General features: G+C 33.5%; 17 protein-coding genes and 3 tRNA genes. 17 read left to right on the top strand and 3 right to left on the bottom strand.

Going from position 1 to position 20,938, the window contains the following annotated elements; all coding sequences use genetic code 11:
* Positions 1-36: 36 nt before the first annotated feature.
* The 17 genes from trxA to LIV57_RS19010 all read left to right on the top strand — a co-directional run bounded on the left by trxA (position 37) and on the right by LIV57_RS19010 (position 18,185).
* Positions 37-354, top strand: coding sequence for a thioredoxin (gene trxA / locus LIV57_RS19090; RefSeq protein WP_027374941.1), 318 nt, complete (start codon positions 37-39; stop codon positions 352-354).
* 126 nt (positions 355-480) lie between these two features.
* Positions 481-554: transfer RNA gene (locus LIV57_RS19085), tRNA-Asp, on the top strand.
* A gap of 32 nt (positions 555-586) precedes the next feature.
* Positions 587-660 (top strand) — tRNA-Asp (locus LIV57_RS19080).
* Positions 661-1,610: 950 nt separating this feature from the next.
* Positions 1,611-2,321 carry a polysaccharide biosynthesis/export family protein gene (locus LIV57_RS19075; RefSeq protein ID WP_227943883.1) on the top strand — a complete coding sequence of 237 codons (711 nt, stop codon included), beginning with the start codon at positions 1,611-1,613 and terminating at the stop codon, positions 2,319-2,321.
* A 3-nt stretch (positions 2,322-2,324) separates the two neighbouring features.
* A complete protein-coding gene (locus tag LIV57_RS19070; RefSeq protein WP_227943882.1) occupies positions 2,325-4,667 on the top strand; it encodes a GumC family protein in 2,343 nt (780 codons plus the stop codon).
* 54 nt (positions 4,668-4,721) lie between these two features.
* Entirely contained in the window at positions 4,722-6,017 is a 1,296-nt protein-coding gene (locus tag LIV57_RS19065; protein WP_227943881.1) for a nucleotide sugar dehydrogenase, read from the top strand.
* Between the two features lie 11 nt (positions 6,018-6,028).
* Complete coding sequence (locus LIV57_RS19060) at positions 6,029-7,195, top strand: nucleotide sugar dehydrogenase (protein ID WP_227943880.1); 1,167 nt, start codon at positions 6,029-6,031, stop codon at positions 7,193-7,195.
* An 11-nt stretch (positions 7,196-7,206) separates the two neighbouring features.
* A complete protein-coding gene (locus LIV57_RS19055; RefSeq protein WP_227943879.1) occupies positions 7,207-8,727 on the top strand; it encodes an oligosaccharide flippase family protein in 1,521 nt (506 codons plus the stop codon).
* Between the two features lie 2 nt (positions 8,728-8,729).
* Positions 8,730-9,794, top strand: a complete 1,065-nt coding sequence (locus tag LIV57_RS19050) for a polysaccharide pyruvyl transferase family protein (RefSeq protein WP_227943878.1) — start codon at positions 8,730-8,732, stop codon at positions 9,792-9,794.
* Positions 9,787-10,773 (top strand): glycosyltransferase, encoded by a 987-nt coding sequence (locus LIV57_RS19045; RefSeq protein ID WP_227943877.1) that lies wholly within the window; start codon positions 9,787-9,789, stop codon positions 10,771-10,773. The genes LIV57_RS19050 and LIV57_RS19045 overlap by 8 nt, the downstream gene beginning before the upstream one ends.
* Positions 10,770-11,972 (top strand): O-antigen ligase family protein, encoded by a 1,203-nt coding sequence (locus LIV57_RS19040; protein ID WP_227943876.1) that lies wholly within the window; start codon positions 10,770-10,772, stop codon positions 11,970-11,972. The genes LIV57_RS19045 and LIV57_RS19040 overlap by 4 nt, the downstream gene beginning before the upstream one ends.
* Positions 11,962-12,879 (top strand): glycosyltransferase, encoded by a 918-nt coding sequence (locus tag LIV57_RS19035; protein ID WP_227943875.1) that lies wholly within the window; start codon positions 11,962-11,964, stop codon positions 12,877-12,879. Before LIV57_RS19040 ends, LIV57_RS19035 begins: the two co-directional genes overlap by 11 nt.
* Positions 12,863-13,963 (top strand): hypothetical protein, encoded by a 1,101-nt coding sequence (locus LIV57_RS19030; RefSeq protein ID WP_227943874.1) that lies wholly within the window; start codon positions 12,863-12,865, stop codon positions 13,961-13,963. Before LIV57_RS19035 ends, LIV57_RS19030 begins: the two co-directional genes overlap by 17 nt.
* Positions 13,963-15,096: a glycosyltransferase gene (locus LIV57_RS19025; RefSeq protein WP_227943873.1), complete on the top strand. Its 1,134-nt coding sequence runs from the start codon at positions 13,963-13,965 to the stop codon at positions 15,094-15,096. The genes LIV57_RS19030 and LIV57_RS19025 overlap by 1 nt, the downstream gene beginning before the upstream one ends.
* Entirely contained in the window at positions 15,096-16,283 is a 1,188-nt protein-coding gene (locus LIV57_RS19020) for a glycosyltransferase family 4 protein (protein ID WP_227943872.1), read from the top strand. Before LIV57_RS19025 ends, LIV57_RS19020 begins: the two co-directional genes overlap by 1 nt.
* Positions 16,284-16,621: 338 nt before the next feature.
* A tRNA-Asp gene (locus LIV57_RS19015) sits at positions 16,622-16,695 on the top strand.
* Positions 16,696-17,141: 446 nt separating this feature from the next.
* The gene (locus LIV57_RS19010) at positions 17,142-18,185 is read left to right on the top strand and encodes a L,D-transpeptidase (protein WP_227943871.1); all 1,044 of its coding nucleotides are present in this window, start codon (positions 17,142-17,144) and stop codon (positions 18,183-18,185) included.
* On the opposite strand, the gene LIV57_RS19005 is transcribed toward LIV57_RS19010, so the two are convergent.
* From LIV57_RS19005 to LIV57_RS18995, 3 genes are all read right to left on the bottom strand, one after another.
* Positions 18,178-18,705: a hypothetical protein gene (locus LIV57_RS19005; protein ID WP_227943870.1), complete on the bottom strand. Its 528-nt coding sequence runs from the start codon at positions 18,703-18,705 to the stop codon at positions 18,178-18,180. The genes LIV57_RS19010 and LIV57_RS19005 overlap by 8 nt on opposite strands.
* Positions 18,706-18,708: 3 nt before the next feature.
* The gene (locus LIV57_RS19000; protein ID WP_227943869.1) at positions 18,709-20,028 is read right to left on the bottom strand and encodes a PDZ domain-containing protein; all 1,320 of its coding nucleotides are present in this window, start codon (positions 20,026-20,028) and stop codon (positions 18,709-18,711) included.
* A gap of 120 nt (positions 20,029-20,148) precedes the next feature.
* On the bottom strand, positions 20,149-20,787 hold the full coding sequence (locus LIV57_RS18995; RefSeq protein ID WP_227943868.1) for an alpha/beta hydrolase: 639 nt from the start codon (positions 20,785-20,787) through the stop codon (positions 20,149-20,151).
* Between the last annotated feature and the right edge of the window lie 151 nt (positions 20,788-20,938).

The raw sequence follows: 20,938 nt of genomic DNA, 5'->3' as shown, positions 1-20,938 counted from the left end.
AAGAAAATAATATTAATTAAAATAAAAGAAACAAAAATGGCTTTAGAAATTACAGACAGCTCATTTCAGGATACGGTTTTAAAATCAGATAAACCGGTATTAGTAGACTTCTGGGCAGTATGGTGCGGACCTTGCAGAACTTTAGGACCAATCATCGAAGAAGTTGCATCAGATTTTGAAGGTAAAGCAGTAGTAGGGAAAGTAGATGTAGACAACAACCAGGAGATTTCTATGCAGTACGGTATCAGAAATATTCCTACAGTTCTTATTTTTAAGAATGGAGAAGTAGTAGACAAATTAGTAGGTGTAGCTCCAAAAGAGGTAATCGCTGAAAAATTAAGCGCTCACTTATAAAAAAAATAAGTTTGATAATGAACGCCTTCCAGTATTGGGAGGCATTTTTTTTAAAATAATTTGCAGGTAACAAAAAAAGTTGTAATTTTGCAACCACGAAAAAGAAACGACGTTCTTTAAAATAATGATCCGGTAGTTCAGCTGGTTAGAATGCCGCCCTGTCACGGCGGAGGTCGCGGGTTCGAGTCCCGTCCGGATCGCAGAAGTTTTCTCAATTTACTTTAAAAAAATTGATCCGGTAGTTCAGCTGGTTAGAATGCCGCCCTGTCACGGCGGAGGTCGCGGGTTCGAGTCCCGTCCGGATCGCAAAAAAGTCTTCTAGAAATAGAAGACTTTTTTATTTTCCATTTGTAAGCGGAATGATATAAGGAGAGTCGGTTTATATAAGTAGATCGCCTGAATAAGATGTAAGTTTTCTGCAATATTCGATATGAATTTTATGTTTTAAACAAAAATTAATATTAAAAATATTAATAATAATTGTTACCTTCGTTCAATAATAAAAACCACTAGCTGATGAATTAATGAGAATGAAATTTAGATTTATTGTATATGGGAAATATTTTTAAGATCAGAGGCTTAAGGTATATGTCTGAATGGTTGGTTTTTCCTGGTTATATTTTAGCTGTTTTTTTTCTTGCTTTGGTTTTATATTTTCACCCGATTAGTCCGAACTTACCAATTACTTTAAATGGATATCAGGATAAAAAAATATTTTCGCTGATAGAGATTACTATTCTGTTTTTATTTTTCCTTGTTTTTCTAATATTCAAAATGGCCGCCACATTTCTTAATAATGAATGTGTCAAAAAAAATCCTCATGACATAAACATGATGATGTCAGGATTGAATTGAGGAAATTGAGTTGATGAATTGTAAAAAGAAAATGTCGTCAAAAATTTACAAACAATATAGAATATCTGAAAATGAAGCATATAATTAAAATTAAAGAATTAAATAAATAAAAAAGTTCATATTAAAATAATAATTTCATCATTTTGTTTTTAAACGGAATGAAAATTGCTAGAGAAAGAAGTGATTTTAACATGAGAATTTAAAGCACGCTTTAAAATATTTAAATAGTATAGTCGTTTTATTACAATATGTATTTAAATATAGTTGAAATCAGTTCGATAAACCTAAATAATAACACAAGTAGATAAGAATAATAACATATGAATAAAACTATTATTGCATATATAGTACTGTTATCGGTTACTTTATTATCATGCAGGCCGAAGCAGAATATGGTATATATGTCAAAGCATAATATGGAAGAAGAGGTTGCAAAAGCCAAGTTTCAGGGCTTACATATTCAGGAAGGAGATGCTCTCCTGATTCTTGTATCTGCACTTGACGAAATAGCAGTGAAGCCTTTTAACCTTAATACCGCAAATAAGGTAGGGGGTGACACTAGCAGGGGAATTAACCAATATGTAGAACCAAGTCAATACCTTGTCAATGAAGAAGGCTATATCTCTTTTCCGGTTTTAGGAAATGTGTATGTTAAAGGAATGACACAGGTACAGCTAAAACAGGAGCTTGAATCACGTCTTAAGAGATATCTGACAGATCCACTGGTAACCATTACCCTTAAAAATTTTAACGTAAGCGTTTTAGGAGAGGTAAAGGAACCGGGGCAGAAAGAAAGTGTTTCTCAGAAAATCAATATTTTTCAGGCACTTGGGCTTGCAGGTGATATGACGGATTTCGGAGACCGTACCAATGTTAAGCTTATCCGTGCCGATGATAGCGGTACAGATCAGATTGTTAATATCGATCTTACAAGATCTGATATTGTCAGTTCGCCCTATTATTATATGAAGCAGAATGACATATTATATGTGCAACCGGACAAAAATAAACAGGTTCAGGCTAACTCGAATCCGAACAGGGCCCTTACATTCCAGATTATTGGTGCTTTACTGACAGCTGGTACACTTATTATTGCTTTAACTCGTAAATAAAATATGCAGCAGATAGAATTTCAGGAAAGTGAAGAATCTTTGGATTTAAGAAAGATCATTGGAAAATATTTAGTCAAATGGCCTTGGTTTATAGCATCTGTCTTATTATTTGTTATTGTGGCCTTTATCTATCTGAGATACGCTGTACCTCAGTATCAAACGACTACTACATTAAAATTTGATAAAAAACAGTCTGATTTAACAGGTGCATTAATTGATCTTGATAACTTAGGACTGGGTTTAGGAAATGCAGATGAGCTAAAGAGTGAAGTGGCTGTAGTAAACTCAAGACCCATCCTGATGAAGGTTGTTGAAAATCTAAATCTTAATATACAATATTATAATTCGGGTGAGATAAGGGATTCCGAATTGTTTACCAAGGTACCCATTGTTGCAGAAATTATTTCTTATAAAAATGTCAAGAAATTTGTTTCTTCCGAATATGAAGTAAAAGAAGTAAATGGAAATGAATTTGTTCTGGAGGATAAGGAAAACAAAAAAGTAAAGGGAACTTTTGGTAAAAACCTGATACTAGATTTTGGAACTGTAGTTCTTCAAAAAGTTCCGGGCCTTACCTTTAAAAATAAGTATAAAATTGTTTTCTGGAATCCAATAGAGAAGGTAAAATCTTTAGAAAAGAAAATCCAGGTTGATCTTCCGGATCAGAAAGCGATGCTTATGGACATCAGTATCGTGGGAACTGTTCCCGAAAAATCAGAAGCCATCCTTAATGAAGTAACCAAGCAGTATAATCTGGATGGGCTAAGAGATAAAAACTTACAGGCTCAGAATACACAGGAGTTTATCGATAAACGATTAGAAGTTATTTCACGGGATCTTTCCGGAGTGGAAAATCAGAAAGAAGACTTTCAGAACCGTAACCAAATCGTGGACTTAGAGGCTCAGGCTCAATTGGCGCTTCAAAATACAAACGAGAACACAAAGCAGCTTCTTCAGCAGCAAACACAGCTGGATCTTCTTAATTCCCTTCAAAATGAAGCTTCAAAAGGAGATAATCAGCTTATGCCTTCAAATTTAGGATTAAATCCTTCTTTGGAACAGGCAATTTCACAATATAATACGCTGGTTATCACCAGAAACAAAACTTTGAAGCAGGCAACCAATGAAAACCCTGCAGTGATAGAAATGAATAAAGAAATTTCTTCACTAAAAGAAATTGTAAGAGATAACATCCGTCAGCAAAAAGCAACAATCCAGGCATCTATTGCGCAGATAAACAGTCAGATTTCCACCAGTACTGGAATGATTGAAAAAGTTCCGGGACAGTCGAAAATCTACAGAGGTATCGAACGTCAGCAGAACCTTAAAGAGCAGCTTTTCCTTTTCCTTTTACAGAAAAGGGAAGAAAATGCGATCAATCTATCTGTTAATGTTCCGAAAGCTAAAATTGTAAACCCTGCTTATACTGATGATATTCCGGTTTCACCTAAGAAAAATATCATTCTTTTGGCCGCTGCTTTATTAGGATTAATGATACCGCTTGTGGTGTTCTATCTTTTCTTTATGTGGGATGATAAAATCTACAACCGTACAGATATTTCAGAAAACTCAGCACTTGGAGTACTCGCAGATATTCCTTCTCTTAAAGATAATCAGAATCACCTTGTACAGAAAAACGATTTCTCAGAGCTGGCTGAAGCATTTAGAATATTGGTTTCCAATCTTAAATTTCTACTTCCTAAGAAAGATTCTGCGAAAGTCATACTGGTAACTTCTTCTGTGAAAGGAGAAGGAAAAACACTGGTTTCTGTGAATCTTGCTCTGACATTGGGAAGCAAAAACGGAAGATCATTACTCATTGGTTCGGATGTCAGAAATCCGCAGATCCAGAGATATGATGATGAACGTGTTAAGAATGCCGGTCTTACAGAATATTTATATGATGAAACGACAGATGTAGAAGATATTATCCATACTTCAGATACCAATCCTGAATGTGATGTGATTTATGCGGGGTCTATCCCTCCAAATCCTCAGGAGCTTCTTTCCAACGGTCGTTATCAGAAGCTTATCAGTGAAATGTCGTCCCGTTACGAATATATTGTGATCGATTCTGCTCCGCTGATGCTTGTTTCAGATACATTGAGTATTTCTGATACAGCCGACGCTTCATTATACGTGGTAAGATCGGGAGTATCAAGAAAAATATTAATAGATTTTGCCAATAAACTGGTTAAAGAATCAAAAATATCAAACGTTTCTTTCGTAATCAATGATGTTTCTAAAAATGTTGGTGGTTATGGCTACGGATACAACTATGGCTACGGTTACGGATATACAGCTGATAAGAAGAAAAACTGGTGGCAGAAGCTTTTTAATAAATAAATCAAATTATCTTCAAAATAAACATTAAAATAAAGTAAGAACATCACATTTAATATGAATATACAGAATAAAATTGGGGTAATCGGATTGGGATATGTAGGATTACCACTGGCCCGTTTATTTGCAACAAAATATGCCGTAGTGGGTTTTGATATCAACCAGGCCAGAATTGCAGAACTGAATAGCGGAAAAGATTCTACTTTGGAAGTAGAAGATGAAGTACTGCAGCCGGTTTTAGTAAAAGAGAACCCATTTTCAAACTCATCAAAAGGATTGCTTTGCTCATCTGATCTGGAAGATATTAAAGAGGCTAACATCTATATCGTAACTGTTCCTACACCGGTAGACAGACATAATCGTCCGGACCTGACGCCTCTATATAAAGCATCTGAAACAGTAGGAAAAGTATTGAAAAAAGGGGATATTGTTATTTATGAATCTACTGTTTATCCCGGTGTTACAGAAGAAGAATGTATCCCTGTGCTTGAAAAAGTTTCGGGATTGAAGTTTAACGAAGATTTTTTTGCAGGATATTCTCCTGAAAGAATCAACCCGGGAGATAAAGAACGTACCGTAGAGAAGATTTTAAAGGTAACTTCAGGTTCTACACCGGAAATTGGTAAAAAAGTTGACGAATTATATAAATCTGTAATTGCAGCAGGTACCCATTTGGCACCTACCATCAAAGTAGCTGAAGCATCGAAAGTTATCGAAAATTCACAACGTGATATCAATATTGCTTTTGTGAATGAGCTTGCCAAAATATTTAATCTCCTGGATATTGATACACATGCAGTTCTGGAGGCAGCAGGAACGAAATGGAATTTCCTGAAATTCAAACCCGGATTGGTAGGAGGACACTGTATCGGGGTAGACCCTTTCTATCTTGCCCAGAAAGCGCAGGACGTAGGATATTATTCTGAGCTTATCCTTACAGCAAGAAGACTTAATGATTCCATGGGGCAGTTTGTAGCTTCCGAGGTGGTAAAAACAATGATTAAGAAAAGAATCAACATTACGGATGCCAAAGTACTGAATCTTGGAATCACTTTTAAAGAAAACTGTCCGGATGTAAGAAATACGAAAGCTGCAGATGTTATCAATGCGCTGGAAGACTATTCTGTAGAAGTTACAACATATGATCCGTGGGCAAATCCAGAAGAAGTAATGCATGAATATGGTATACAATCTACCAATTCTCTTGAAGATGTGAAAGGACAGTTTGATGCAATTGTTCTTACAGTTTCTCATGATGAATTCCTGAATATTGATCTTTCACGTTATCTGAAGGAAGGAGGAGTTTTATATGATGTTAAAGGAATTTTAGAGAAATACGATAATCGTTTATAAAAAATAGAAGAATGAAAATAGCAGTCGTAGGAACAGGGTATGTAGGTTTGTCTAATGCCGTCTTATTGGCCCAACATAATGAAGTTGTAGCTTTAGATATTGTTCAGGAAAGAGTAGAATTGCTTAATTCTAAAAAATCTCCTATTGAAGATGAAGAGATCAGTACGTTTCTAAGTACTAAACCCCTTAATTTCAAAGCCACTTTAGATAAAAAGGAAGCTTACGATAAGGCTGAATATATTATTGTTGCCACTCCAACAGATTATGATCCCACTACCAATTATTTCGACACAAGCAGTGTTGAGAATGTAATTAAGGAAATTGCAGAGTATAATTCTGAGGCTGTAATTATTATTAAATCTACAGTTCCGGTGGGGTATACCGTAGAATTAAAAAGCAGAATGCATTTAGATAATGTAGTGTTTTCTCCGGAATTTTTGAGAGAAGGCAAAGCTTTATATGATAATTTATATCCTTCGAGAATTATTGTCGGGGAGCAGAGCGAGCGAGCAAGGATTTTTGCAGAATTACTGAAAGAAGGTGCGGTAAAAAAGGATATTCCGGTTTTGTTTACTAATCCTACCGAAGCAGAAGCCATTAAATTGTTTTCCAATACCTATCTGGCACTGAGGGTAGCTTATTTCAACGAATTAGACAGCTATGCGCAAATCCACGAGCTGGATACCCGCCAGATTGTGGAAGGTGTTGGTCTGGATCCAAGAATTGGTTCACATTATAATAATCCGTCTTTTGGATACGGAGGATACTGCCTGCCTAAAGATACCAAACAGCTTTTGGCAAATTATAACGCTGTTCCCAATAATATTATCCAGGCAATTGTAGATGCCAACAGAACCCGTAAGGACTTTATAGCAGATTCTGTGCTTGCCAAAAAACCAAAAAAGGTAGGTGTTTACCGTCTGATCATGAAAGCAGGCTCCGACAATTTCAGAGCATCTGCCATCCAGGGCGTAATGAAAAGGATAAAAGCTAAGGGAGTAGAAGTAGAAGTGTTTGAGCCGGCCCTTAATGAAGAGTCTTTTTTCGGTTCCAGAGTAGTAAAAGATTTAGAACTTTTCAAGAAAGAATGCGATGTCATTATTTCTAACCGCAATGCACCGGAACTTGCTGATGTACAGGAAAAAGTGTACACAAGGGATCTATTTGGTAATGATTAAAAGTAAATAAATTGTCCAGTACAAAAAAGATCGCAAAAAATACAATATTACTCTATATAAGGATGATCATCAATATGGGGATCTCCTTATATACTTCAAGGATTATTTTACAGAAGTTAGGCGTAGAGGATTTTGGGATATATAATTTAGTAGCGGGGGTAGTTGTATTATTCTCTTTTTTAAATAATGCAATGACAAGTGCTACTCAACGATTTTTAAATATTGAATTAGCTTCAAAAATCAAAGAAAAAGTTAATAGAGTTTTTTGTATGAGTCTCAATATTCATATAATTATCTCAATTATTGTATTGGTTTTGTCGGAGACTATTGGATTGTGGTTTTTAAATTACAAATTAAATATTCCAGTTAACCGGCTTAATGCAGCGAATTTTGTATTTCAATTTTCTATAATTACAACAATAATTAATATCATTAGAATACCTTTCAATGCTACCATACTCGCGAATGAAAGGATGTCTTTCTATGCCTATCTGGGTATAGTAGAGACTATATTAAAACTAGCTATTGTATTTTTATTATCTCTTTTTGTTGAATATGATCAGCTGATAGTGTATTCATTTTTATTATTACTGGTCAATCTTATAATTAATGTAATCTATAAAATTTATTGCTATAGGAACTTTAAGGAAGAAACTGCTTACCATTATTTTTCTGACAAAAAACTATTCAGGGAATTATTATCTTTTTCTGGTTGGAGCTTATTCGGACAAGTGGCTGTTTTAAGTTCAACACAGGGATTGAATATGATTATGAATATATTCATCGGTGTAACTGTAAATGCAGCCTTAGGTATCGCGAATCAGGTAAATAGTGTTTTATATAGTTTTGTTTCCAATATGCAGGTAGCATTCAATCCACAAATTACTCAAAGTTATGCTTCAAATGATTTGGAAACACATAAAAGATTAGTATTAAATACTTCGAAATATTCAGTATTTCTATTTTTAGTTTTATCAATACCGATTTTATTACATACCGAATTTATTTTAAAATTATGGCTGGGTGTCAACTTACCTCAATATCTTGTAAGCTTCACTCAGATCGTTATTATAGGCTCTATTATCAATGCCATAGTTGGACCATTTTGGATGTCTGCTAATGCCATTGGAAATATCAGAAATTATCAATTAGGGGTTTCATTGATATTATTATTAAATCTTCCGCTGGCATATATATTCTTAAAATTAGGTTTTTCTCCTGTATATATTATGAGCTTAAATGTTATTTTAAATTTATGCACCTTCATATTTCGTTTTCTTTATGTTAATCATAAATTGAAATATGATTGGCCAGATGTACTACTTTATTTAAAACAGACCTTCCTGGTTATTTTCTCTTGTTTTATTCTGGTATGGGTCATAAAAAAATTAGATTTTAACAGTTACTTTTTTGCAATATCTTCAACCATTGGTGCTGAGATTATTTTGTTGGTATTAATTATTCTTATTGGTATTAAACGGGAAGAGTATTTACAGTTTAAGAAAACAATCATAAAAAAAATAAAGAAATAAATATGGATTTATTTAACAAAATAAAAAATAAAGCAAATTCAATTATCAATAATATACAGAATAATGCCAGAGTAGATAAAATTGCTGATGAAATTTCTAATTGCAGTTCAAAGCGGTTATTCTTATTTCAGACTCCTACTCATACTAATATTGGAGATCACGCTATTGCCGAGGGGCAGCTAAAATTTTTTCAGGGAAATTTACCCGGGCATCACATTTTTGAGATCAATCAGTCTCAGATGAAGTATTTTATAGAAAAGTACAGAAATACTGTTAAGCCTGATGATTTGATATTTGTTCATGGCGGTGGCAATTTTGGGAATGAATATATGAGGGAAGAAAATTTAAGGAGAATGGTAATTCAAAATTTTCCTGAAAATAAAATTATACTGTTTCCACAAACGATTTATTATTCAAATGACCAGATTGGTGAATCTGAATTAAAAAGAACACAAGATATTTTTGGAAAACATAAAAATTTGATTTTGACAGCCAGGGAGGAAAAATCATTTGAATTAATGCAAAAATATTTTCCAAAAAACAAAGTAATTCTGACGCCAGATATTGTTCTTTACACTGAATATAGTTTTGAAAATGAGCGGGAATATGCATTGGAAGTAATCAGAAATGATCAGGAATCAATATTAACAGCAGATGATAAAGATAAAATTACTCAAATCTTAAAAGAAAGATTTGACAAAATAATTAATTCTGATATGCATTGTGATAAAATAACAGATTTAGATATAAAATCTGTTAGAAAGAAAATATTGACTAATAAGCTGTTACAATTTTCTAAAGCAAAGATAGTGGTTACTGACAGACTACACGGAATGGTTCTTTGCATCATTACAGGAACACCATGCGTGGTTTTTTCGAATTATAATCAAAAAGTTATAGGAACTTACAACTGGATTAAGTATTTAAAATATATCAAGTTTGTTAAAAATGTAGAGGAAGCAAACACAGCAATAGATGAGTTATTGAGTTATGATAACTATGAGAAATATAATCCTCAGGAGATAAGGAAGTTTTACCTACCATTAATAGAGAATGTAAATGAATGATGTTTTTTTATCAATTATCGTCCCAATATATAATGTTGAAAATTATATAGAAAAATGTATTGCCAGTATAATACAAAATACTTCTGCTAATTTTGAACTGATCCTGGTAATTGATGGATCTCCGGATAATAGTATCAGTATTTGTAAAAAATATAAAGAAGCTGATAAAAGAATTGTCATCCTGGAAAAAGAAAACGGAGGGCTTTCTGATGCCAGGAATGCCGGATATAAAATAGCCAAAGGTGAATATATCTGGTTTGTTGATGGAGATGATTATATTGAAAGTGATAGTATTGATATCTTTTTTGAAAAAATCAATAAAGAGACCGATATTTTCTTATTTAATTATCAGGAAATTTATGAAAATAAAATTGTCAAATTTGAAAAATTTGAAAATGAAGAAAAGATCAGTGGCCACGATTTGTTGTTAAAATACAACAACTATGGTGTTCAGGCATGGACACAGATCTATTCAAAAAAGTTCTTGGATCAACATAAGATCATATTTGAAAAAGGAGCTATCTATGAGGATGTGTTATTTAATACACAAGTCTATAGTAAAAATCCTGCGCTGCAAGTTATTGACAATATCTTCGTAAACTATGTACAAAGGGGAGAGTCAATCATGAAGAAAAAGCAGACTATAAAAAATGTAGAATCAGTTTTAAAAATTTTAGAATTATATAATAAGAAAGATATAATAGATTTCTTTCCTGAAAAATTCATCATAAACAGACACCACTATTATTTTAGTTTGCTGTTCATTTTTTTACATAAAAGCAATATGAAAAAAAATGAAATTATGGATCTTTTAAATACTATCAGTAAAAAAAACTTTTTTGTTTTTACAAGAGAGTATGATTCTTTTATTGTGAAATATATCAAAAGAAAACTATTTCCTTCCAAATCTGTTTTTATTTATAAAAATTGGAATTTTATTTTCCTTCTGATAAGATTGGATAATTTGATTAATAGATGAATTACCTAAAGAAAAATATAACCCCAATATTAATCATTTCACAAATATTTGGTTTATACGGTGGTATGCTACAGGCACCGAGACTTCTTGCTATTTTATTTTTACCGTTACTAATACAGGATTTAAATAAAAAGCTTATTAAAGGGAAAGAGTATTTATTATTTTTCTTTTCTTTTATTGTATATTGTGTATTATCAATGTTATTTTTAACATTTAATAATGACCAATCCTTAAAAGAGTTTGCTTATGCATTGATAAATTTCATCATTTTTGTTGAAATACTAAATTTTAGCAAGTATCTAAGTTTAAATAAACTGATCAATGGCTGGGTTATATTTGTATTACTAAGTATTCCAATTGCACTTATAGAAATTAATTTCAATTTACACTTTTCCAATTCTAAGTTTGGAGATGATACGGTATTAGGAGGAGTGGGAACTCTTAGAAAATATGCAGCTATTACTTTTGGAAATTATAATTTGTATAATCACCTTTTGGCAATTTCATTCCCTTTTATTTTAGCCAAACTTAAGTTTATTTCAAGCAAGTTTTTTAAAATACTTTATATCCTTTTTATTTTAGCAATCGTTTGGGTTGTACTGACTAATGCAAGCCGCGGAACGATGCTGTGCTTATTGATATCTACAATTATATATATTATTTTTTATTCCAGTAAGTCAATAAGCAAAACCATTATTTATACATTCATTTCGATAATAGCATCTGTTGCAGGTTATATATATGTAATGAATAATGCATCATTTTCTTATTTAAAGACAAGAATTGAACAAAAAGGACTGGAAGACAATTCCAGAAAGGAAATGATTAATGTTGGTATCGACATGTTTATAAACTCAAAATTTTTGGGTGTCGGAGCTGGTAATTTTTCTGAAACGGCCAGTAAAATGACGAAAAATCCTATCCTGGTACCCCATAATTTATTTATAGAATTACTTTCTCAATATGGAATTGTTGTCTTCTTTACATTTCTTTTATTGTTATATAAAATTTTTAACCCGAAAAAGATTTTTAAAAAGCGTGAAATTCCAAACTATATTTTGTTAGGATCATTACTTGTAATGCCATTGGCGTTTACAATTAATAGTGTTTATTTAAATAATCCTTACATGTGGATTTGGCTAGCAAGTCTTTATTGTATATCATCATTTTATAAAACGACAGCTAAAAATGTTAATTGATTATATAGATAGAAAATATTCATCGTTAAGAAAACTTACTAAAGTTCAGTCTTTAGCGAGATTTTCTATTAGAAAGTTTTCAAATTTTGTCTTTCCGATATATCTTAAAAACACTAAAAAAGAAATAGTACTACCCGAACAATCGTCGGAAAATATTATTGTATCATTGACAACATTCCCGGGAAGGATATCCAAATTATGGATGGTTATAGAATGTATGCTACGACAAAGCCTGCTTCCAAATAAAATTGTATTGTATTTGGCAAAAGATCAGTTTCCGAATGAATTAAAAGATATACCGGATAATTTGATGGGGTACTATAAAAAGAATCAACTGGAAATAAAATTTGTAGACGAAGATCTCAGGTCTCATAAAAAATATTACTATGCCTTTAAAGAATATCAAAATGACGTTATCATAACAGTAGATGATGATATCTTTTATCCCTCGAATATCATTAAAGATTTAATGGATTTACATGAAAAATTTCCTGATGCAATCTGCTGTCACAGAGCACATAAAATCGTGAGAAATGATGATGATACAATAAGCAAATATTCTAAGTGGAAAAAAGTTTTTGGAAATTTTGGACCGACATTTGATCTATTTCACACAAGTGGGGGAGGAACTTTGTATAAGACAAATTTTTTTAGTGAAGAAGTTTTAAACAAAGAGGCTTTTGTCAGCTTATGTTTTATGGCGGATGATGTTTGGCTGAATATGATGGCTCAGTTGAATAAGACAAAGACTGTGAAATCCAATTATTTTTCAAACCTGATTCCTATTGAAAATAAAAATTCACTTTTTAAATTAAGTCAGGAAAACGTTGCCGATGGAGGTAATGATAAGCAGTTACAGAATCTGATTCAAAATTATAATATTAATAATTATGAAATATTTAGGTGATTTTATAAAGATTAGTGCGGTATTATTATTTAGCTTTTCGTTTGCTCAGCAAAACAGAGTAAGCAGATATAATGCTGATATGCAGGCATCCAAAAGTTATGGCTTGCAAAAAATGGAATTGTCATCGGTTAGTAAAAATACTTACGATTTCATGGCATTAGGATATTTTATCAATGCCAATAACAATATGTATCTTAAAACAAAAGATAAAAAATATATTGATACTAATATTTCTGTCATAAAACCAATCCTGATTGACACTAATTCAAAGACGTCTTACCAAAAAAATGGCTGGGTGATGAATGTAGGAAAAGGCAATCAGAATGCAAAAGTGAACGGACAGGAGCATTTAATTTCAGAAGGATACTTTTTCAGATACATTGGCGAATTTTTGGATATTTTGGGCAAGAATAAACTGTATACAAATTATCAGCCGGCGATAGAAAGTGGTTTAAAATACTCTTTCGATAAATGGAAAGCCAGAAGTTTTAGCCAGTATGGAGATTATTCTTTATTGTTTCATCAGAGGCTTCATACCGGAGCAAACTGGGCAGTTGTTGCACTATATCTGATGAAATATGACGAATCTAATAAAAACTCATATTCCGTGTTTGTAAATCAGTTTGATCAGCAGCTGAAAAAAGCACTGATCCTAAACAAAAGCACAGGTAGCGTTTTGTATTATACATGGAACAGTACGTATCCGGATGCTTTTTGTAAGGCATTACAGAAAATTAAGAATTATAAGCCCGTTATACAGGATGTATCACATGGAAATCATGTCGTATTATATTTAATAAAGGCAAAAGAATTGGGAAATGCCAATTGGACCGACTTTAATTTCAGTTACCTCTGCAATACCCTGAAACTTAAGATTCTTAAAGGAGACAGTATTGCTGATAATGTAGACGGTACTACAAATCCAAGTGTACAAAATACAGGATGGAAAATATCGGATGGCTGGATGAAACTTATCTATTTTGATACAAGTTTATATCCTTTGGTCGAAAAAAATCTTACAAATTACAGTAATAAAATTAACAATTCCTCTTTAGAGCTGCAGTTTAATTCAATTTATCCATAATGATACTTCACATTACAAACGATTACTCAGGATCTACAGTGTATAAAAATTTGGTGAGGGAGCTGGATAATAACGGGGTGGAGCAGATTGTGTATAATCCATTTCGGGAGGCTTCCAGAATAGGGAAAAACAAAATAAATTTTAAAAATAACCGCTCTCAGATTATCTACAGCCATATCTTATCAAAATATGCAGATCGGGTTTTGTACAAGAGAAAAATTAAAAAAATAGTACAGGACATTGAAGCAAAAATAGATCTCAAGACTGTCAAATTTATTCATGCTCACACATGGTACAGCGATGGTGGAGCGGCCTATGAACTTCATAAAAAATATAATATTCCCTACATAGTAGCAGTGCGTAATACTGATCTGAATGTTTTTTTGAAATATTTCCTGCACGAAAGAGGCTACGGAAAAAAAATTCTTCAGAATGCGAATAAGATCATAACCATTTCGGCAGTCTATAAAAAAAGAATGCTTGAAGATTCCCGCCTTTCCTATATCATGACTGATGTACAGCAAAAAGTAATGGTGATCCCAAATGGTGTAGATCCTTACTGGATAGAATCAAAGGTTGTCAAGAGGAAAATTGCTGTGGATGAAAAAAGCATTCAGCTGCTTTATATAGGGAAATTTAACAAGGGAAAAAATGTTTTTAATCTTATTAATGCTGTTAAGAATCATAATCGCAAAATTCAGAATAAGATAAAATTAACACTGATCGGAGGAGGAGGAAATGACGAGAAAAGAATCCTGGATTCTATTAAAAACGACCCTTCCTTTGAGTTTGTAGGAAAAGTAGATAGTCTGCCTGTTTTAAAATCCTATTACGAACGAAGCGACTTTTTTACTATGCCTTCCAAAGCAGAAACCTTTGGCCTGGTTTATATAGAAGCCCTTCTGCAGGGTTTACCGGTGATGTACACACAAAATGAAGGGATCGACGGTTTTTATGATGATTCTATCGGGGAAAAAGTAGAAGACACTTCGGTTTCTGCGATCGAACGGGCGCTTGAACGTTTAATCCAAAAACAAGATCATTATAGTTTTGATATGGAGCAATTGTTAGAAAATCATGACTGGAAGAGAATAGCTGAAGTATACCAACAATTATATACAGAAAAAAAATAATGAACATATTATACATCCACCAATATTTCGTAACTCCTCAGGAACCCGGAGGAACAAGATCGTATTGGCTAGCACAAGAACTTATTAAAAACGGGCATAAAGTTACTATGCTCACCTCATCATCGAAATTTTCAGAGGATATTAAAGTGGTAAACATTGATGGTATTGAAGTCGTTTATATAAAAGAAGACTACAACCAGAATATGAGTGTTTCCAGAAGATTAAAGGCTTTCTTGAAATTTATGTACAAATCATCTGTGGTAGGGTGGAAACAGAAAGATATTGATTTGGTGATTGCTACATCTACTCCTCTTACAATAGGTATTCCGGCACTTATATTAAAGTGGTTTAAAAAGAAACCTTTTGTTTTTGAAGTAAGGGATCTCTGGCCGGAGGTGCCTATACAGATGGGAGCCATAAAAAACAGCTGGACAATAAAAACAACTCGTCTGCTGGAAAAAACAATTTATAAAAACGCTTCCCGCGTTATTGCACTTTCTCCCGGTATGCAGGATGGAGTCGTAAAATATATTCCAAAAGAAAAAACATCAATGATCCCTAATATGGCTAAAATGGACGAATTCTGGCCTAGGGGGAAAAACGATCAACTGATGGAAAAGCTCGGTTTAAAAAAAGATTCCTTCAAAATAGTTCATTTTGGGTCTCTGGGATTGGCAAATGGAGCTCATTCAATTATTGAATCCGCCAAATTATTAAAAGATAGAGAAGATATAGAATTTTTGTTTGTAGGAGGTGGTTCTACCGAACAAGATTTGGTAGATGAAGTAGAGAAAAACAACCTTAAAAATGTGAAGTTTCTCGGAAAGTTCCCTATGACAGACGTATCTGAGATTGTCAATTTTTCCGATGTTTCTATGATTTCCTTTTTGGATATTCCGATTTTGTATACCAACTCTCCAAACAAACTTTTCGATTCATTGTCTGCAGGAAAACCGATTATTGTAAACTCCGCCGGATGGACGAAAGATATAGCCGAAAAATACCATTGCGGATATTATGTAAACCCCAACCATCCGGAAGAGCTAGTAGAAAAAGTACTCTATTTGAAGGACAATCCTGAGGTGGTCAAGAGCATGGGACAAAATGCAAGAAAATTGGCTGAAACAGTTTATGACAAGTCCATTCTTTGTAAAAAATTTGTCGAAGTTATCGAACAAACAGAATAAGGCGGTAATTAAAATAGTACAGGGAATTTATCATCTTAGAATTTAAAGTAACAGGAATGTTGATTTTGTGTGTGTTTATAATCTACTTTCTTAAATTTTCTAGGTGAAATTTGAAAAAAGGTATCTAATAGCAGTTATATCTTTAATTTTTATATTTGAAAATGTGTATTTTACAGATTGCTTTGAAAGAAAAGAAATAGGTTTCTTTGGAAAAGTTAAAAAAAGCTATATATTTGCACCAGTTAAAAAGCTTTTAGGTTTTATTTAATAGCGCAGCTTAAGGCAAGACAGAAGATTGTATAAGTCCTGTTTAATTGCAAAAGCTTTTAAAAAAAATTGATCCGGTAGTTCAGCTGGTTAGAATGCCGCCCTGTCACGGCGGAGGTCGCGGGTTCGAGTCCCGTCCGGATCGCAAAAAAAGTCTTCTAGAAATAGAAGGCTTTTTTTATTTTTCCCTATTCCATTACTATTCAGTTTGATTCCTGTAAAAGTGATAATTTATCATTGGCAGAATTCTCGTATGGAAATACGGGAATAAAAAGTAAATAAAATTCAATTTTACATACTGTTGTTGATTGCTTTTTTATGGATTGTGAGATTTATACTGTATTTTTTAATGTAAATTGATCTTGGTGTAAACTATTTTCAAAAAAGAACTGAAAAGGAGAATAATGCTTTTGTGAAAGTCCCGGAATCCCTTTCTGGAACGCTAACCTTATAAAAATGAGCTAACTATAACTCCTCATTTGCAATCCTTAAACCTCCGTTTTTTTACGGTATTTTTAAGAATGTCTTTTATGATTCAAATTTAGGTCTGATATTTGTACTGGGTAGCCAAACTAAATGGCCGATTTATTTATGAAAAACATATCTGTGAAAAAATCCTTTCTTTATGTCTGTTTATGCGCTTTTTTCCTGGTTTCCTGTAAAAAGGAAATAGAAAAAATAAGCGATACTTTTAAAGATACTGTTTCTTCTTCGGAAGCTTCGGAGGTAGAAAAGGATTCCATAAAGAAAGATTCTGTTCCTGTAGTGAAAAAAGAATCTGTTCCGCCTGTGATGCAGGAGAATGGTTTCTATAATGCCTTTGTTCTTCCGAAGGATAAAAAAATGCGTGATTCTGTGTATGCAGAATTCAGCAAGAAATACAGTGTAGAGGAGAGAACTGCTATTTTAGCTTTAAACAGGCTGGACTCTAAAAGTAAATGGAATGCCGATACTTTGGTTGTTCCTGCAAAAATAGATACAACTTTGATGGCATATTCACCGTTTCCAATGCAGCTGGATGTATTAAGCGGAGTGAAAAAGTTTGTCATCTTCTCATATCCTATACAGGCTTTTGCCGTATATTCCAATGGAAGTCTTGTAAAATGGGGCCCGACAAGTATGGGGAAAAAAGCAGCCCAGACCACAAGAGGGCTTACTTTTGCCAACTGGAAAAAGAAACTCGCTATTTCTACGGTAAGTACTGAATGGAAACTTCCTTACAACTTTAATATTCACAATATCGGAGGAATTGGATGGCATGAATATACTCTTCCGGGATATCCTGCTTCTCACTCATGTCTGCGATTGCTGAGGAAAGATGCCCAATGGCTGTATTCTTATGCAGATACCTGGATTCTGAATCCCGGCGGTGCCACAACAAAAGCCAAAGGTACAGCGGTAATGGTATTCGGAGATTACAAATGGGGAGGAAGAAAACCGTGGAGAAATCTTTTGGACGATCCTAATGCCAACAATATTTCCGTTGAAGAATTGACGAAGCTTTTAGAGCCGGACGTTCCAAAAATGCTTAAAGAACAAAGCAACAGAGAAAAAGTGGTGGATTCTATCAAAGCAGCAAAAGCAGCAGCTGCACCTGTTCAGAATGAAAAGCCTGCAGAACCTTTATCTAATTGATTTTCTTTTCAAATTGCAAAGTAGATTCTTCAGCAAATTTTCTGAGTTTAATCATTTCCTCCTTACCTTTATGTTGCCCGAATCTTGCAGCAATATACGTAAGAAGAATAAACAATAACATTAGAAAAGAAGCGCTCAGTGCCCAGGGGTATTCGGCGCTTTTTATCTGTTTCTCCACGTAATACATGGTGAAGAATGTCATCCACAAAATAGAAAAAGAGAAGTACAAAAACATAAAAAACGTCCACACTGCAGAGCTAGGGCCAAATACTCCGCGTATTGCCGTATGCTCATCTTCCATTTCTACCCTTAAGGCAAGGCAGGGCTTCCAGTAATTATCATTTTCTGTTTTCACCCAGATGGTAGCAACCTCCTTATTGATATTTCCTGAAAATTCATCTTTATGCTCTTCCATATATTTTTTCAGGTTTTCAGCATACTCTTCTTTGGTAAGATGAGTAAACATTTTAAATCTGGGTCTGGTTCTTATTCTGTCTAAGGTGCTTTCTTCAGTATTCATATTTTATTCTTGATAAGGAATTGGGTCTTCAAGCATGAAGCGGAATATAAGTTCTTCGTTTTTCCTTTGAATGATCATGGTAATATTTCTGCCTTCGCTGGACTTCATAAGTTCCATGATCTTTTCAAGAGTCATGTCTGCAGTGCGTTCTCCGTTAATGCTCAGAACTTTGTCATCTTTTTTAAGGCCTGCTTCATAGGCTGGAGAGTCTTTTCTTACTCCTGCAATGGAGAATATAGGTTTCAGACTGAATTTATACCGAAAAGCTTCTTTATAAACTTCATTTACTACTTTAGCTGATTTTTGAGTCTCAATATTTATTCTATCCTGCTGCCATTCCAGTCCGTCTTGTCTAAAATCCAGTCCGCTCATATTAAAATGAAAAGGATCGTCAAAGTTTCTGTTCTTCTTAAGATATAACTTTTGATTGGGATAATCAAAAACTACGGTAAATCTACGCATAATCTCGCTGCCTATGGAACCTTTTCTGTTTTCTACCAAATTAACATGCTGTATAGAAAATTCATCTGGCATAGCAGTAAGTGGCTTTTCAAATTTAAAATCTCCGAGATAAAAATTATGAATCCTGCTTCTTTTGCCGTAGATGTCTCCATTGAAACCGCGGCCAAGGAAATCATCAATATTAGGCCTGTTGTAAACGAAATTTTTAATAAGAGTAGGGAAGAGCCAGATCGCATCACTGTTTCCAAGGTCAATCAGTAATTTTGAATCTTTCTTTTCATTGGTCATTTCTACATCGGCATGCAGATAAGGTTTATTCTTTTCAATGGTAATGGGAAACTCTTCAAACCGTCTGATTTTCTTTTCCAGGAGGGCAGTATTTTCATAAACGGTTATTTTTTTTGATGTATAATCTATATAAATAGGGTGATCTTTAAAAAAATGATATCCGATTACTCCATTTACAGGAATCCCTACGTGAGGCGAAATGTTAAATTCTTCATCAATAATAATATAAAGAGACATAGAGGTATTGACAATAGCATCTCCTATTTTGCCAATATTGCGTTCCGATTTCAGGCCATCAATACTTAAGCTTCCTCCAAGACCTGAAAACTTTACTTTTTCTATATTGCTTAGCTTTACTTCCTTATTTTCCAGACTAAAAAGTATGGTTTCAGAAACTCCGGTATCCAGCAGGAAGGTAAGATCAGCACCATTAACATTGATAGGGATAAAGATAAGATTGTTGATAAACTGAAAAGGGATAACCGCTTTTTTAGTATTGATCAGTTCAAAAGTATTCTGGGCACTTACAAAAATGCTAAGCAATAATCCCAGTAAAAACAATCTAAATTTCATTTACTGAATTTACTGAATTTATCTATATGATAATAAAAAAACATTCCAAAAGCTGGAATGTCTATATAGACTACAATAATGTAGGTTTTTTAGTTGAATTTATTTCAAAACAGTCTTTGTTTATTTTGAAAAAAAGTCCATCAAATCCATATAATTTTTCTGATTGACGCCATGTCCGCTCATATACTCTCTGAACGTAAAGTAACAGCTTAGATCATAAAGCAGATCTGCGGCTTTTCTTCCCCACTCCAGCGGGATCACAGCATCATCCGTACCATGAGAAATGAAGAAACGAAGTCCTTCCAGTTTCTTTTTATCTTTTACAATACCGTCCAGAATTTTTTCTTCAGGATAACTGCTCATACAGGCAATACGATTGAAAAGTTCAGGATGTTTTAAAGCCAGAGCGTAGCACAGTATTCCTCCCTGGCTGAAGCCGCAAAGGTGAGCTTTGCTTTCCGTAAGTCCGTAATGGTTAATAATCTTTAACATGCTTTCCAGAACTGCATGTAAAGATGCATTGGCCTGTGGGACATCGATAAAATTTTCGGGATCATTAAAATTGATATCATACCATGAGTATCCTTCAAACTGAGTATCACGGGGAGCCCTGAAACTTACAATGATCCAGTCATTGGGAAGCGTTTCTCTAAAACTGAAAAGATCCTGCTCATTGCTGCCATAGCCATGAAGCATAAAAAGAATGGGAGTTTGGGAAGTAATATTTTCCGGCTCTCTTACTAGGTAATCTAAATTCATACAGCAAAGATAATTAAATTACATACAGAATCTTAACTTTTATTATTCATACAATGAACTTCCGCTGCATGATGATGTATGTGTAATGATTAATTATCTGAAGTATATTTTTGAACTTTTCTGTAGTTTTTTATTTTTTATTGATTTGATA

The sequence above is a fragment of the Chryseobacterium sp. X308 genome, from assembly GCF_020733145.1.
Taxonomy (GTDB): domain Bacteria; phylum Bacteroidota; class Bacteroidia; order Flavobacteriales; family Weeksellaceae; genus Chryseobacterium; species Chryseobacterium cupriresistens.
The sequence above is the reverse complement of the archived record's forward strand: the minus strand, read 5'-3'. Positions and strand labels throughout refer to the sequence as shown.